This window comes from Dongia sp. agr-C8 (assembly GCF_054658695.1).
Window position 1 is genome coordinate 617,164 of sequence record NZ_BAAGHZ010000003.1, and the last position, 13,800, is coordinate 630,963.

The window sequence follows — 13,800 nt, forward strand, 5'->3', positions numbered from 1 at the left end:
GCGCCGTTCAGCGCCCCAGCACTTTCGTGGCACAACGCAGCGCGCCTGATGCGTTGACGAAGCCGGACCAGCCGAAGACGGGGACGACGCTGAAGCCGCGGTCTTCCCAGATCGTGCGGTTGCGCAGATCGGCGGCGCGCATCTCGGGCTCCCGATCGGCGAACTGGGGCAGCCACACGATCGGAGGATCGTTTTGCACCAGGGCGTTGTTGTAGGCCCGCAGCCGGGGCTCGCGGCTGCCCGGCGTCGGAACGAAGGGCACTGGGTTGCGCGCCAGCTCGAAGGAGCGGCGGAGTCTTTCCGCAACGGCCTCGACGTGGGGTGCGTAAAGCCGGTTTCTCGGTCCTTCCGGATCCGGTGTCGACAGCGGCTCGGCGAGCAGCAATTCCGGCTTTCCGTTCATCACCCGCCCGGTCACGGTCATGAAAAGGTCCAGATGGAACCAGGGCTGGTAGCGGCATCCGTCCGCTGTTTCCGGATCATAGCCGACGAGCGTCAGTGGCCTTTCATCGAGGTTGCGAATGGCCGCTTCAGCCGCGCCCAGATCACCCTGGGTCACCGCCTCGGCCGTGCCGCTCACGCTCTCGATTCCGACAAGCCAGAAATCCGGCCCGACCAGGCAGTTCCCCCCCGCGATCCTGGCGCAGATCGGTTCGATCGTTGCCCCGTCCATTTCGGCGAGCCAGCCGGCGGGGCTTTCCGGTGGTTGACCCGACGGCACGAGGTATTTGCTTGTTCCGGCGGCCTCGGCGCAGAGAAAGCTGTCACGAATCCAGTATCCCCGATCCTGCAGTCCGCCCACCGGTGCGGTCGCGGCGATGGTCGGCATGCGTGGCGCCTCGATGCGGCTCAGCCACGGCCGCAGCTCGGCGTCGCTTCCTTCCTCACAAAGGATCGTTACGTCCGCATGGGCGGCAAGTGCCGTGCAAAGCCCAAGGTAGACATCAAGCCGCTCCGATTGTTCGGGACGGAATATCTCCGGCGGCATCGCGACGGCGACCCGGCGAATCGCTGAGCCGCAATCAGCCATCAGTCGGCGCTGCGGGTCTGACATCTGCAGGTCACAAATGAGTCCGAAGGGCTTCAATCATACCGGCGCGACACCGGACAACCGATCGCGCAGAACGTCGAATGTCAATGTGCGGTGGAACGTGAACGTGCTCTCGGACCGGTTCCGGTCCACGGGGCCAATGGCCTGCATGCGTTGCAAGAGCAGCAGGGCATCGCGTTGCTTGCGGCGAACGATCCAGCTCGGCAAGGCATGGTCAATCTGCTCGGCACGGCGCCGGTCGAGGGCTGTGATGCGCATGATTGCCGGCCAGTCGCGCTCCTTGTAGTGGAGTCGCCGCGCCGCTGCGGTCAACATTGCGACCTCGGCGCCGCTCAGATCCAGACCCTGGCCTAGGGCTGCAATCGTTTCCTCGACATCGACCAGGGCCTCGGTCAGGGGGCGAAAGCCGAGCTCCGCAGGCGCGTGCAGGATGGCGACGTCGGCATCGGCCGATCGGCGCCCGGACCGGTAATCTTCGAAAATCTTGCCGAGGCCGATCATGCCAAAGCCGCAGCATTCGGCCGCCCGCAACGCGCCCATGCTGGCGGCGCCATAGACTGCGATCCCCGCGTCGAGCGCAGCGAGAATTTCCTTGTGCCATACCGCAGGCGTATTCTCGAAGACGCCGTCGATGAGGCCGATCGCGGCGGCGCCCCGGTCTGCGGCTTTCAGGATGTCGCCGCAGGCCGCGGGAGGCTGAACGCACAGGCCGTTGTAGAATCGCGGGTCGACGCCATACAGACTGGGTCCGGCAAACACGACTACGCCCATGCGGTTCACCTTCCGGGCTCGAGAATCTTTTCCAGTGTCCGCGAATCGAGCACGGCGAGATTGCCGTCCCCCGGCGTCTCGCATTCCGTGGCGATGACGCGGACCACCCGGACATCCATCTCCCCGCAATCGAGGGGGAAGACGAAGATCTCGCCGATTCCCGCTTCTGCAAGGCCCGCCAGCAAAGCACGCAGTTGCGCCGCGATGCCCTGTCGCTGCGGAGCGGCCGTTGCTGGTATCTCCGGGCCGCAGCCGCGCAGCCGGCCGATATTGGAATGGCGCGCGCGATACTGTTCGGGCTGGAGATCGTCACGGGCACCCGCGATATCGGTTAGGCGCGACTGGACGGCTTCCAGCAAGGCGGCCAGTGCAGCGCCGGCCAAGGTCGGTTTCGCGGCAAAGCCGGCACTGAAGATCGACCCGCAACGGCCATTGCGTTCGACCACCGGCCGGTCGATGAAGGCGGCAACGACAGGAAACGCGGCATTCCGGCTGATGTCGAGGAAGATCGGCTCCACGCCGGCGCGTCGGATGCAGGCTTGCACATGGTCCAGCGCCTCGCAGTCTCCGGCGCGAAATCGCACCGGCCGGGCAAACGCGGGGTGGATGCCGAAGATGTCGAGGCTCGACGTGGCCGCATGCTCGATGATCTCAAGCAACCCGTGGATCACCGCCTCGCACAGCGTGCCGCCTGCCGCCAGTCCGACGCTGGACATCCGAAATGCGCGATGGTCCCAAGGGGAGTCCGTGCTGAAATCCAGCCCCACAAGCTCGAAGGGTGCGAAGACGGGTTGTCCCTCTGGCAGCGAGAGGCCGGGAACCCAGGCCCGGTCGGCCCGGGGATCGAGGCCGAAGGCGGAGCAGCGGGTGATCCGCTCGAATGGGATCACGCGTTGCCTGCGCCGCAGCTGCTCGCAAGAAGCATGCATCGCCACGTTCCGCCCCGATCGCTCGGCGACGGCATCTTCAACGGCTTCCATGACGGCACCGGTCCGGGCGTCGACATGTCGAATACCCTTGCCCTGAGAGACGGCAAGAGTTCTCGCATTCGGGCGGCTGGCGAACCATACCGGGATGCCGATGGTATCGAGGCCGGTAAGATCGCCGACCCGCGTGATGCCGAGTTCCTTGAAGAACGGCGCCACGCTGCCGGCGATCTGCTCCGCACTCCTCGTTATTGGCGCCGGCTCGGGACAAGGCAGCTTCGATTGGTTTCGAAGCGAGGTCCCGAGCTCCGCCAATTCGGACAGACGATGATCGAAATTCATGCCGGCGAACACCGGCAGCTAGGAGGTCACGGCTGACCATCCATGAGTTCGACCTCCTTGAGCGCATCGCCGGACGGCGACGATGTCTCTGGGTTGAGCTCCTTCAAGGCAGGGCCGACCGGCGGGTAGCGGTAGCGGCGATTCTCCCATTCAGCATTCTGCACTTCGGCGATGAAGCAGAAGCTGGCATCGCTGATCACCGTTCCGTTCTTGACCATGTCGAAGAACGTATCGAAGACCATCGGATCGAGCGCCGGGACGGCCGAATTGTCCCGGTCGATGATCATCGACTTTGCGCCTCGAGCGATGCGCGCAAAGGCTTCATCCAGAGAGATGCCGTTGGTTCCGGCGTAGCGCGCAATGGTGGTCAACGGCACGATTGATGCGCGCAAGGGCTCGGTCTTGACGAACAAGACGCCGGTATCGCGATCCCCGATCACATACAAGCGTCCGGTTGCAGCGTTAGCCATTCTCTGTCCCCCCTTTAACTGATCCCCGCCAATCGGAGACCTTCGATAAAAAGCTTGCCCGGCGTGTCGTCGCGGTTGGGCACGGCTTTCACCATGTCCGCGGCGCGTTCGCCGGGATAGAGTTCCGTCACGCGCTGGCCGTAGGACCGGGCGGTCTCGATATCGCCGAGCAACGCATGCGTCGCGGTCAGCAGGCGGAGCACCGGCTCATCGTTCGCCATCCGGCCGCACAGCGCGACCGTGCGGGTGAAATCCTGGCGATTGAAGGCGATGCCGGCGCCCGCCCACCAGTAGTGATCCGGCGGCAGCGGATTGAGGTCGACCGCGCGCTCGAACCGCGACCATCCTTCATCGGGCCGGCCGAAATGCGAGAGGGCGTCTGCGTGCTGCACCAGCAGGTCGGCGGAGTTGGGGTTGAGTGCCTCCGCTTCGCTGAACTTCTCCGCGGACAGCCCGAAATCGCGCTGATAGAGGCCGACGACCGCGCTCATCCAGTGGCCGAGCGCAGCACCGGCATCCAGCGCCACGGCGGCATCCGCGTGCTTTCTCGCCTCGATCAGCAGATGCGGATCGCTCCCGCCCAGCAGGAGCCATTCCAAATAGAGCGTCTGCCCGATCCTGGCGCGGGCGGCGGCGAAGCTCGGGTCTTGCGCGGCCGAATCGCGATAGGCGCGTTGCGCCCGCCGCAGGCTGGGAAGCGTGCAGGCCTGCATCTGGACCTGTCCCTCAAGATAGCGGCGATAGGCGGCTCCGGCGGTGTTCCGGTCCAGCGCCTGGCTGAGCGAATCCCGCTCCAGCTCGGCGGCCAGGCTGGCCGCGACGCGCATCGCCAGGATACGGAACGAATGGGCGAGCTGATCGGCTTCAAGCGGGATCTCCAGCGCCCAGAGAATCTCCTGCGACGAGCATTTCACCAGGCGCAGCGTCAATGTCTCAATCGCAGCCTCGCGGCGCAGGAAGCCGCTGATCGTGTAGCCCGCGCGCAGCGCCGCATTGTCGACCGGCAGGCCTGAATCATGGGCCACCTGGAACGAGCTGTGCGGCGCCAGCACCGCAAATGTCCGGTACCGGGTCAGCTCGTTGGCCACATCCTCGATGAGCGCACGCACAATCCGCGGCGCCTCTGCGTCATCGACCGAATAGGGCGCGAGGAACGCGATTCGCGGCCGCACGTCTTCGTTTCTCTCCGCTTGCGGCTCGCCGGCAACAACATCCCGGGCGCTGGCCATGACACGGCGCGACACCGCGATGGTTTCCGCGCTCGGCTCCGCGCCGAACTCGCGCCGCAAGACCTGCTTCAGCTCCTTCATGATCTTGTCGGCTTCGGCGAACATTCCGTTCCGGCCATAAGCTTCGATCAGCAGCCGATAACTGGCCTCCCGGTCAGGTTCCAAAGCCAGCATCCGCTGCGCGATCGCGCGCAGCTCGTCGGCGGGCGCGCGCCCGAAACGGGTCAGGTCGATCAGCACCGAGGCTGCCGCTGAGAAGAAGCACGCACGCAACGCTTCGCGCTCGGGCAGCAGCCACTGCGCGAACTCGTTGGTAAAGTCGCCGGCTCCCGCCAGCAGGTCGCCCCTGAACAGCTCGAGCGCGCGCTGCGCGTCGCGGTTCGGCATCTGCGACGTCAGCGATTGGAACAGCAGGATGTCGATGTCCGGAAAGGCCGCGCCCAGGGTCAGCCATTGCTGATCCGACGCGATCAATTCCTGCGTGCTCGCATCGAAGCGCCGGATCCGCATGAGCAGCTGCCGCAGATTGGTGAGCGCTTCCCCGTCGCTGCCGCTGTTCCAGAGCAGCGATGCCGCTTCCCGCCGCGAGATTCGCGCCGCCGGAGATCGGCAAATCAAGGCCAGCAGCTGAAACCCCTTCGCCGGGAAAGGCGCGGCGGTCGCACTGCCGGCGACTTCCGGAACGCCCAGAAGTCTTATGAAGACTTGCGGATCCATTTCGAATTTCGCTCCCCGATTGATCCAATTATTGCGGAACCTATTCGGATCGGCCACCACTTTCGCGGCCGCAGGCGGGTTCGGCGGCCTTCGCGTCACGGCCGCGTCACGCGCCGCTCTCCAGTCTCGAAGCCAGTTTCCTGCGATCGGGATCGCCGATCCGATCGGTTTGAATCCCTTTGATTCCAACCGAGGATTCCCCGATCGGGGCGGCGATTAAGGACAGTCCAAGTCAGTGCCGGGTGCGTATCGAATGATGGATAGAGACATCCTGGCAATCCTCTGCCCCGACTGGCGCGGGGCGGCGCTGGTCATCGACGTGGCGTCGCTTCAGGTTCTCTACGCCAACTGGCGCTGTCTGGAACTGGTCCACCGCGGCGACCTCGTCCGTATCGCCGCCGGCGCGCTCGCCTTCGTTTCGCCGGACATGGCGGTCCGCTTCGGGGACGTGCTCGGCGCGCTTCGCGGCACCGATGTGGAGACCGCGATTCTGATGGACGCCGGCGTCCCCAGCTACTCCGTGGCGATCCGGCGGCCGCAGGGCCTGCTCGGAGAAGCCTTCGCCCGGCGGACCGGCGCGTCGCGGGATCTCGCGGTGATCGAGCTCTCTCCATCGGAGCTGGTGCCGAGCCACCAGGCCCTGCGCGCGTTGGGCGAGGCGTTCGATCTGACCGACCGCGAGCGGGAGCTGCTGTCCGCGCTGCGGGCAGGCGAACTCCGCCTCGACGCGAACATCGGGGCCACCAGCCCGCAGGATGCACTCAATTCGCTGCTGGCGAAGCTAGGTTGTCGGGACGCCGTCGCCGCAGTCAGGCTGGTTATGGCGCTCTGTCCGCTGGAGCCCAACGGCCGGCAAGCCGGTAAGGCCGAGTTCATCCGCTGACGGCGCCAAATCGCCGCGTCAAACCGAGGCGAATAAGACGCGTCACGATTGCGTCACGACGCCCTGGCTAGTGCTGCTCGGCGCCGGAGGCCGGCACGACCGCGCGCGATACGGGGTAGCAACAGTCAATTACGGGAGAGTCAAATGACCATTGGTGTTTCACGCGCCCGACGCGACGCGACATTGTCACTGACCCTGCTGGTCAGCGCCACCGCGGTCAGCGGTTGCGGCGGTATGTATACGATGAATCAGATCGACAAGCCGAAGGATCCGCTCACGATGGAAGTGGCCCTCGACTACTCCAACCGCATGAAGGAAGAGGCGGTCAGGACCGCCGACACCCCGTTCTCGATCGGCCAAGGTCTGAATGGCGTGCTGATCGGCGCCATCGGCGCGGCGACGGCCCTGCTTGCCTTCGATGGGAACCAGGCGGCGGCGGCCGGTGTCGGGCTCGGCGCCGGCGCGCTCGGATTGACCGACCGCTTCTTGCTGATCGACGAATCGCTTGCGCTCTATAAGAACGCGGTGGAATCGCTGAATTGTGCGGAGAGTCTCCTCGTCCCGCTGGCTTCGATTCCCAACGATACCGCCGGAGGATCGGTGCCTCTGGCCGCGATGTCCAATATGACCATGTTGATGGAGACGCCGAATGAGAACACGGCGTTCATGAAGGACGCGGGACAGCCGGTCGGAGCACGGGCCGCCGTGGCGGCAGTTAGTCCGACGGTCGTTGCGGCCACGGCGGCCCGCGTCGATCTGCTGGGCGCGCTGATGGCGGCTTCCGATGCGGGAACCGTAGCCTCGCCGAACATGGCGCTCTCCTCGCCCGGGATCGCAGCGGCCCCAGCCGCCGCTGCCGCGGGCAAAACCGGGGCGGACACCGCCGCAAAGCGCCTCGTGCTCTTTGCCAATCAGGTTCGAGCGACGGTCAACTCGACGGTGCTGACGAAGCGAGCGACGACGGAGGAGCTATCGGGTTCCTTCAAGACCATCGTTGCCGACTATGTCGCGAACCTCGACAAGAAGAAGAAGGAAGCGAAGCAGGAGAACGATAAGGCGAAGGCGGCTCAGGAGGCCACGGTGATGGCAACTGCCGCCGCCAATGCCGGGCGTATCGAGGCCGAAACCACTAAGGCAGATCGGCAGGCCGCAGCGCAGAATGCCCAAATCGCGCTGGTGCAACTGGCCGAAACCGGTCGTCGAATCGAGGAAAACGGGCGTCTGATCGAGGCTATTGGCGCCAACATTCCCGACGAAGAGAAGATCCAGGCTTGCCTGGTCAAGGTGGCGGGTGGAAGCGGCTCAGGGGGCGCGCCAAAATAATTGGCTATCGGCATCGGTCGCACAGCTACTCCATCTGCGCCCTGCAACCGTCGACGATGCGGCCGAGAAGAGCGAGCGTGGTATCGCTGGTCTGGCCTTTGGCGATGCGGGCGACCTCTGCCTCCGACAGGTTGCGCCGCACCGCTTCGGCCATGCAGTGGCAATAGGCGCCGATCTTGGCCTCGGTCGCATCGTCCATCACCAAGTCGCCGTTGCCACCGTTGGCGCGTCGGGCGGATTGCATGCAAGTCGTGCGGAAGGCCTGCATGGCCTCGGCTTCCTCCGGCTTCGCGCAGCAGGACGGGTAGTAGATTGCATAGGCGAAGCCGAGGATCAGCACCAGCGCGGCTAGTGCCAAGGAAGTGCCGCGCCGGGTTACGGAGGGCAACGGAAATTTCGGTTTTGGTTTCGGCGGCAAGGGACGCGGCTCCGGCCTGTTGCGCCATGATAGACCGGCGGAAACCGCGGGCCAACGGGCCTTGCCTTTTGGGGCCGACTGACCCACCTTGACGCCCGACGCCAAATCCCGATGAAAGTTCTCCATGCCCGCTTCCTCCAATGCCGACTTCCCGACCCTGCTTGAATCCGCTGTGAAATTCGCCAAGGCCGCCGGCGCCGATGCGGCCGATGCGGTGATCGGGCGCAATCTGAGCCTCTCGGTCGGCGAGCGCCTGGGCAAGCTGGAGAAGCTGCAGCGTTCCGAGGACCAGGACCTCGGGCTCCGTGTCTTCATCGGCAAGCAGCAGGCGATCGTCTCCACCAGCGACTTCAACCGCGCGGCCTTGGAAGAGCTGGCGCAGCGCGCCGTCGCCATGGCGAGGGTGGTGCCGGAGGATCCCTATACCGGCCTCGCCGATCCCGCCGAGATCGACAGGAATCCGCCGCAGCTGGAGATCCTCGATCCCAAGGAGCCGAGCGAAGCGGAACTGATCGCCCTGGTGCGGGAGGCCGAAGCCGCCGCCCGCGCCGTCAAGGGCGTCACCAATTCCGAAGGCGCCGAGGCCGGCTGGGGCCGCAGCGAGATGGCCATGCTGGCCTCCAACGGCTTCTACGGCGGCTATGCCCAGAGCCACTCGGGCGTCAGCGTCGCCGTGCTGGCCGGCGAGGGCACCGGCATGGAACGCGACTACGACTATTCCTCGGCGGTCTTCTTCGACGATCTCGAAGACGCGGCGGTGCTCGGCCGGCGCGCCGGCGAACGCGCGGTGAAGCGCCTCAACCCCCGCAAGGTCGCGACCGCGAAACTGCCGGTGGTGCTGGACCCGCGGGTCTCGAGCTCGATCATCGGCCATCTCCTCGGCGCCATCAACGGCGGCGCGATCGCGCGCGGCACCAGTTTCCTGAAGGAGAAGATGGGCGAGCAGATTTTCGCTGCCGGCATCGACATCATCGAGGACCCGCACCGCGCCCGCGGCCTGCGCTCGATGCCGTTCGACGGCGAAGGCCTGCCGACCCAGCGCCGCCTGCTGGTCGAGAACGGCGTCTTGAAGACCTGGATGCTCGACCTGCGCTCCGCGCGCCAGCTTGGCCTCAAGTCCACCGGCAACGCGCATCGCGGCGCTTCGTCGCCGCCTTCGCCGGGCGCCGCCAATGTCCACATCCCGGCGGGCAGGATCAGTCGCGATGCGCTGCTGAAGGATATCCCACGCGGCATCTACGTGACCGAGATGATGGGCTCGGCGGTCAACGGCGTGACCGGCGACTACAGCCGGGGTGCTGCCGGCTTCTGGATCGAGAATGGCGAACTCGCCTTCCCGGTCTCCGAAGTCACCATAGCCGGCAACTTGAAGGACATGTTCAAGGCGATCACCGTCGCCGACGATCTCGAGTTCCGCTACGGCATCAACGCGCCGACCTTGCGCATCGACGGCATGACCCTCGCCGGCGCATGATTCGGCGGCATGCGACCCGTCTCGCCGCGCTCTGCCTGGCGCTGGCGCTTGGACCGCTTCCGCCCGCCGCCGCCCAGGACAGCGGCGGCATCTACCAGCTCGCCGGACAGAACGCGGCCGGCGAGGGCTACCAGGGCACGGCCACGATCAAGCCCAACGGCACGACCTTCCGGCTGAAGTGGAGCCGGCCGGCGCCGCTCGAGCAGCGCGGCTACGGGTTGCAGCTCGACAACGTGCTCGGCATCGCCGCCGACGACCCGAGCGAGGATTACGGCATCGTGCTCTACCGGGTGCAGGGCGGGCATCTCGAAGGCATCTGGCGCAGCGACGGCGGCGGCCGGACGGCGACGCTCGGCGCCGAGAATCTGGACGGACCGGAAGGCCTGGAGGGCAGCTTCGACATCACCCTCGGCCGCAATCCCGACGGCTCGGACTACGGCGGCCGGGTCGAGATCAGGCGCGCCGGCGCGATCTACCTGGTCGATTGGTATACGCCCAAGCTGCGCTATATCGGCACCGGGGTGCTGATGGGCAACGTCTTCGTCGTCGGTTACGGCGAGCAGCATCGCTCCGGCGTCGCCGCCTATTGCATGCAATCGGTGCGGCAGGTCGAAGGCATCACCGGCGCGGCCGCGGACGCCGCCGTCGGCGCGGAGATTCTCTGGCGCCTGGACGCCCCGGCGGTCGAGGATCCGGCGCCGCGGCTGGCGCGGCTGCGCGCCCGCGGCACCGCCGACTGCGGCGCGCCGATCTCGAGCCGCGATCCCGCGCCGGAGCCGCTGATCGTGACATCCCGCTGAACGCGGGATGACAATCCGATGAAGACGGGGCGCGAAGTGCGCGCTGTCATCGCCGCGTCACCCATCTGAGGATATTTCTCGCGCCGTCCGGAGCCTTCACTCCGAGTCGCGCAGGGTTTGATGAACGCACAGCCGAGCACGCTTCAGCTTCGCCAATACCGCAGCATCTTCATTTCCGATCTCCATCTCGGGACGCGCGGCTGCAAGGCGGAGTTTCTGCTCGATTTCCTCAAATACAACGAGGCCGACAACATCTACCTGGTCGGCGATATCATCGACTGCTGGCGCCTGCGGAAGGCCTGGTACTGGGCCCAGAGCCACAACGACGTGGTGCAGAAGCTGCTCCGCAAGGCGCGCAAGGGCACCCGCGTCGTCTATGTGCCCGGCAATCACGACGAGCCGCTGCGCGACTATGACGGCATGACCTTCGGCGATGTCGCGGTGGTCAACGAGATCGTGCATGTCACCGCCGACGGCCGGCGCTACCTGGTGGTGCATGGCGACGCCTTCGACGGCGTCATCAAATACGCCAAGTGGCTCGCCTATCTCGGCGACACCGCCTATCACTGCGTGCTGACCCTGAACCACTGGTACAACCACGTCCGGGTCAGGCTCGGCCTGCAATACTGGTCGCTCTCCGCCTACTTGAAGACCCAGGTCAAGGACGCGGTCAAGTTCATCAGCGATTTCGAGGATGCGATGGCGGCGGAAGCGCGGCGCCAGGGGCTGGACGGCGTCATCTGCGGCCATATCCACAAGGCCGAATCGCGGATGATCGACGGCATCCACTACATCAACGACGGCGACTGGGTCGAAAGCTGCACCGCCCTGGTCGAGCATATGGACGGCCGGCTCGAGATCGTCGAATGGGCCGCCAACCGCAACTTCTCGATGCTGGCGCCGACCCTCGTCGACGACGTGGAGCATCACGTCGCGGCATGAACCCCGCTCGATGAGCCCCAACCGATGAGCCCCAACCGATGAGCCCCAATCGATGAGATTGGCGCTCGTCACCGACGCCTGGGCGCCGCAGACCAACGGCGTGGTGCGCACCCTGATGCGGACCCGCGACGAGCTCAACGCCATGGGCCACGCGGTCGCGGTGATCTCGCCGGACCAGTTCAACGGCTTTCCCTGCCCGACCTATCCGGAGATCAAGCTCGCACTCCTGCCCGGCCGGAAGATCGCCCGCACCATCGAAGCCTTCCGGCCGAACGCGATCCACATCGCGACCGAGGGTCCGTTGGGTCATGCGGCGCGGTCCTATTGCCTGGCCCAGGGCCTGCCCTTCACCACTGCCTATCACACCCGCTTCCCGGAATATGTCGAGGCGCGTTTCGCCGTGCCGGTCGGCCTCTCCTATGCTTGGCTGCGGCGCTTCCACAAGCGGTCGCGCAGCATCATGGTCGCGACCCCGTCGATCGAGTCGGATCTGATTGCGCGCGGCTTCGGCAATATCCGGCGCTGGTCGCGCGGCGTCGATCTCGATCTCTTCAAGCCCGGGAATAAGCAGGTGCTGGATCTGCCGCGCCCGATCCATCTCTTCGTCGGGCGGGTGGCGATCGAGAAGAACATCGAGGCCTTTCTCGCGCTCGATCTCCCCGGCAGCCAGGTGGTGATCGGCGACGGCCCGCAGCTCGCCGAGCTCAGGCGCCGGTTCCCCAAGGCGCATTTCCTCGGCAAGAAGGTCGGCGAGGACCTGGCCCGCCACTACGCCGCCGCCGATGTCTTCGTCTTCCCCAGCCTCACCGACACCTTCGGTTTGGTGATCCTGGAGGCGCTGGCCAGCGGGCTCCCGGTCGCCGCCTATCCGGTGCCGGGCCCGCGCGACATCCTGACCGGCAGCGGCGCCGGCGCGCTCGACGTCGATCTCGGCGCCGCCGTGAAGCAGGCGCTGGCCTTGCCGGCGGCGCGTTGCCGCGAGGTCGCCGAGACCTTCTCCTGGAAAGCCGCGACCGAGCAATTCCTCGGCAACCTCGCGCCATTCGGGGCGGCAACAGCCTCCTGAATATTGCACCGCTGAAACAATCGTGTTCCCATCCCCGGCCAATCAAGGGGAATGAAGCATTGCAGGAACACGTTCTTTTCGGGCTCGATCCGCTTTGGACCTCGACCGCGCTGCTGATCGCGACCTATGCCGCGATCATGAGCGAGAAACTGAACCGCGCCATCGTCGCCCTGCTCGGCGGCGGGCTGATGATCTCGCTCGGCCTGCTGACCCAGGAACAGGCGGTCGAAGGCATCGACTTCAACACCCTGGCGCTGCTGACCGGGATGATGCTGATCGTGGCGATCACCCGGCGCTGCGGAGTGTTCCAGTACGTGGCGATCGTCGCCGCCCAGGCGACCAAGGCCAGCCCCGGCGGGGTCCTCGCTTTGCTGGCGATCGTGACCGCGGTGTTCTCGGCCTTCCTCGACAACGTCACCACGGTGCTGCTGGTGGCGCCGGTCACCCTGGTGATCTGCCGCGAGCTGAAGGTGAAGCCCTATCCGTTCCTGTTCAGCGAGATCCTCGCCTCCAACATCGGCGGCACCGCGACGCTGATCGGCGATCCGCCCAACATCATCATCGGTTCCGCCGCGCATCTCACCTTCATGGACTTCGTGCTGGAATTGACCCCGGTCGTGCTGGTGGTGCTCGCGCTGCATGTCCTCGCCATGCACCTCATCTGGGGCCGCAAGCTCAGCGCGACCGACGAATCCCGGGCGCGGGTCATGGCGCTCGACCACAAGGCGGCGATCACCGATCCGCGGCTGATGAAGCAGTCGGTCGCCGTGATCGTCGCGGTGGTTCTGGCTTTCGCGTCGGCGCGCTTCATCCACATGGAGGCGGGCGCCATCGCGCTGTTCGGCGCGGCGGTCCTGCTGCTGCTCGACAATCTCGGCCGCTCGGCGGAGCACCAGCATGAGCGGCTGATCGAGAGTTTCAACGAGGTCGAGTGGATCACCATCTTCTTCTTCGTGGGCCTGTTCATCGTGGTGGCCGGGGTCGAGCATGCCGGCCTGCTCCGGCTCCTGGCCGATCAGATGGTCGCGGCGACCGGCGGCGACCTGAAATCGCTCACCATCGCCATCCTCTGGGCCTCGGCGCTGCTGTCGGCGATCATCGACAACATTCCCTTCGTCGCCACCATGATCCCGGTGATCAAGTCGATGGGGCCGGAGCTCGGCGGCGACCAGGCGATCCTCCCGCTCTGGTGGGCGCTCTCGCTCGGCGCCTGCTTCGGCGGCAACGGCACCTTGATCGGCGCTTCGGCGAATCTCACCGTCGCCGGCATCGGCGAACGCGCCGGCGTGCCCTTCCGCTTCCTGGAGTTCATGAAGCTGGCGGCGCCGCTGATGTTGATCAGCATCGCGGTCAGCCACGTCTACCTGATCTGGCGTTTCTTCTAGACG

At 66.0% G+C, this 13,800-nt stretch carries 13 protein-coding genes; 7 read left to right on the forward strand and 6 right to left on the reverse strand.

Annotated elements, in window-relative coordinates; genetic code table 11:
* Positions 1–7: 7 nt before the first annotated feature.
* From ACYQ4T_RS17100 to ACYQ4T_RS17120, 5 genes are read right to left on the reverse strand one after another with little or no spacing between them, the layout of a single operon-like run.
* Positions 8–1,054: a hypothetical protein gene (locus ACYQ4T_RS17100; RefSeq protein WP_459856575.1), complete on the reverse strand. Its 1,047-nt coding sequence runs from the start codon at positions 1,052–1,054 to the stop codon at positions 8–10.
* A gap of 33 nt (positions 1,055–1,087) precedes the next feature.
* Complete coding sequence (locus ACYQ4T_RS17105) at positions 1,088–1,822, reverse strand: TfuA-like protein (protein WP_459856578.1); 735 nt, start codon at positions 1,820–1,822, stop codon at positions 1,088–1,090.
* A 5-nt stretch (positions 1,823–1,827) separates the two neighbouring features.
* A complete protein-coding gene (locus ACYQ4T_RS17110; protein ID WP_459856581.1) occupies positions 1,828–3,090 on the reverse strand; it encodes a YcaO-like family protein in 1,263 nt (420 codons plus the stop codon).
* A gap of 26 nt (positions 3,091–3,116) precedes the next feature.
* Positions 3,117–3,560 carry a hypothetical protein gene (locus ACYQ4T_RS17115; protein ID WP_459856584.1) on the reverse strand — a complete coding sequence of 148 codons (444 nt, stop codon included), beginning with the start codon at positions 3,558–3,560 and terminating at the stop codon, positions 3,117–3,119.
* A gap of 14 nt (positions 3,561–3,574) precedes the next feature.
* Positions 3,575–5,695 carry a BTAD domain-containing putative transcriptional regulator gene (locus ACYQ4T_RS17120; RefSeq protein WP_459856587.1) on the reverse strand — a complete coding sequence of 707 codons (2,121 nt, stop codon included), beginning with the start codon at positions 5,693–5,695 and terminating at the stop codon, positions 3,575–3,577.
* 64 nt (positions 5,696–5,759) lie between these two features.
* Between ACYQ4T_RS17120 and ACYQ4T_RS17125 the strand changes: the two genes are divergently transcribed.
* Positions 5,760–6,389 (forward strand): hypothetical protein, encoded by a 630-nt coding sequence (locus ACYQ4T_RS17125; RefSeq protein ID WP_459856589.1) that lies wholly within the window; start codon positions 5,760–5,762, stop codon positions 6,387–6,389.
* A gap of 144 nt (positions 6,390–6,533) precedes the next feature.
* Positions 6,534–7,712: a hypothetical protein gene (locus tag ACYQ4T_RS17130; RefSeq protein WP_459856592.1), complete on the forward strand. Its 1,179-nt coding sequence runs from the start codon at positions 6,534–6,536 to the stop codon at positions 7,710–7,712.
* 25 nt (positions 7,713–7,737) lie between these two features.
* Here the strand turns inward: ACYQ4T_RS17130 and ACYQ4T_RS17135 are convergent, their stop codons facing one another.
* Positions 7,738–8,070 (reverse strand): hypothetical protein, encoded by a 333-nt coding sequence (locus ACYQ4T_RS17135; RefSeq protein ID WP_459856595.1) that lies wholly within the window; start codon positions 8,068–8,070, stop codon positions 7,738–7,740.
* A 184-nt stretch (positions 8,071–8,254) separates the two neighbouring features.
* On the opposite strand from ACYQ4T_RS17135, the gene ACYQ4T_RS17140 reads away from it, so the two are divergent.
* The 5 genes from ACYQ4T_RS17140 (at position 8,255) to ACYQ4T_RS17160 (ending at position 13,797) form a co-directional block, all read left to right on the forward strand.
* The gene (locus ACYQ4T_RS17140; protein ID WP_459856598.1) at positions 8,255–9,604 is read left to right on the forward strand and encodes a TldD/PmbA family protein; all 1,350 of its coding nucleotides are present in this window, start codon (positions 8,255–8,257) and stop codon (positions 9,602–9,604) included.
* Complete coding sequence (locus tag ACYQ4T_RS17145; RefSeq protein ID WP_459856601.1) at positions 9,601–10,404, forward strand: hypothetical protein; 804 nt, start codon at positions 9,601–9,603, stop codon at positions 10,402–10,404. Before ACYQ4T_RS17140 ends, ACYQ4T_RS17145 begins: the two co-directional genes overlap by 4 nt.
* Positions 10,405–10,524: 120 nt before the next feature.
* Positions 10,525–11,346, forward strand: a complete 822-nt coding sequence (locus ACYQ4T_RS17150) for a UDP-2,3-diacylglucosamine diphosphatase (protein ID WP_459856604.1) — start codon at positions 10,525–10,527, stop codon at positions 11,344–11,346.
* A 52-nt stretch (positions 11,347–11,398) separates the two neighbouring features.
* Positions 11,399–12,412, forward strand: coding sequence for a glycosyltransferase family 4 protein (locus tag ACYQ4T_RS17155; RefSeq protein ID WP_459856607.1), 1,014 nt, complete (start codon positions 11,399–11,401; stop codon positions 12,410–12,412).
* Positions 12,413–12,471: 59 nt separating this feature from the next.
* Entirely contained in the window at positions 12,472–13,797 is a 1,326-nt protein-coding gene (locus ACYQ4T_RS17160) for an ArsB/NhaD family transporter (RefSeq protein ID WP_459856610.1), read from the forward strand.
* Positions 13,798–13,800 lie beyond the last annotated feature (3 nt).

Coding starts and splice junctions, on each gene's coding strand:
- ACYQ4T_RS17100 (WP_459856575.1), bottom strand. CDS start 1,054: ATGTCAGACCCGCAGCGCCGACTGATGGCTGATTGCGGCTCAGCGATT.
- ACYQ4T_RS17105 (WP_459856578.1), bottom strand. CDS start 1,822: ATGGGCGTAGTCGTGTTTGCCGGACCCAGTCTGTATGGCGTCGACCCG.
- ACYQ4T_RS17110 (WP_459856581.1), bottom strand. CDS start 3,090: ATGAATTTCGATCATCGTCTGTCCGAATTGGCGGAGCTCGGGACCTCG.
- ACYQ4T_RS17115 (WP_459856584.1), bottom strand. CDS start 3,560: ATGGCTAACGCTGCAACCGGACGCTTGTATGTGATCGGGGATCGCGAT.
- ACYQ4T_RS17125 (WP_459856589.1), top strand. CDS start 5,760: ATGATGGATAGAGACATCCTGGCAATCCTCTGCCCCGACTGGCGCGGG.
- ACYQ4T_RS17130 (WP_459856592.1), top strand. CDS start 6,534: ATGACCATTGGTGTTTCACGCGCCCGACGCGACGCGACATTGTCACTG.
- ACYQ4T_RS17140 (WP_459856598.1), top strand. CDS start 8,255: ATGCCCGCTTCCTCCAATGCCGACTTCCCGACCCTGCTTGAATCCGCT.
- ACYQ4T_RS17145 (WP_459856601.1), top strand. CDS start 9,601: ATGATTCGGCGGCATGCGACCCGTCTCGCCGCGCTCTGCCTGGCGCTG.
- ACYQ4T_RS17150 (WP_459856604.1), top strand. CDS start 10,525: ATGAACGCACAGCCGAGCACGCTTCAGCTTCGCCAATACCGCAGCATC.
- ACYQ4T_RS17155 (WP_459856607.1), top strand. CDS start 11,399: ATGAGATTGGCGCTCGTCACCGACGCCTGGGCGCCGCAGACCAACGGC.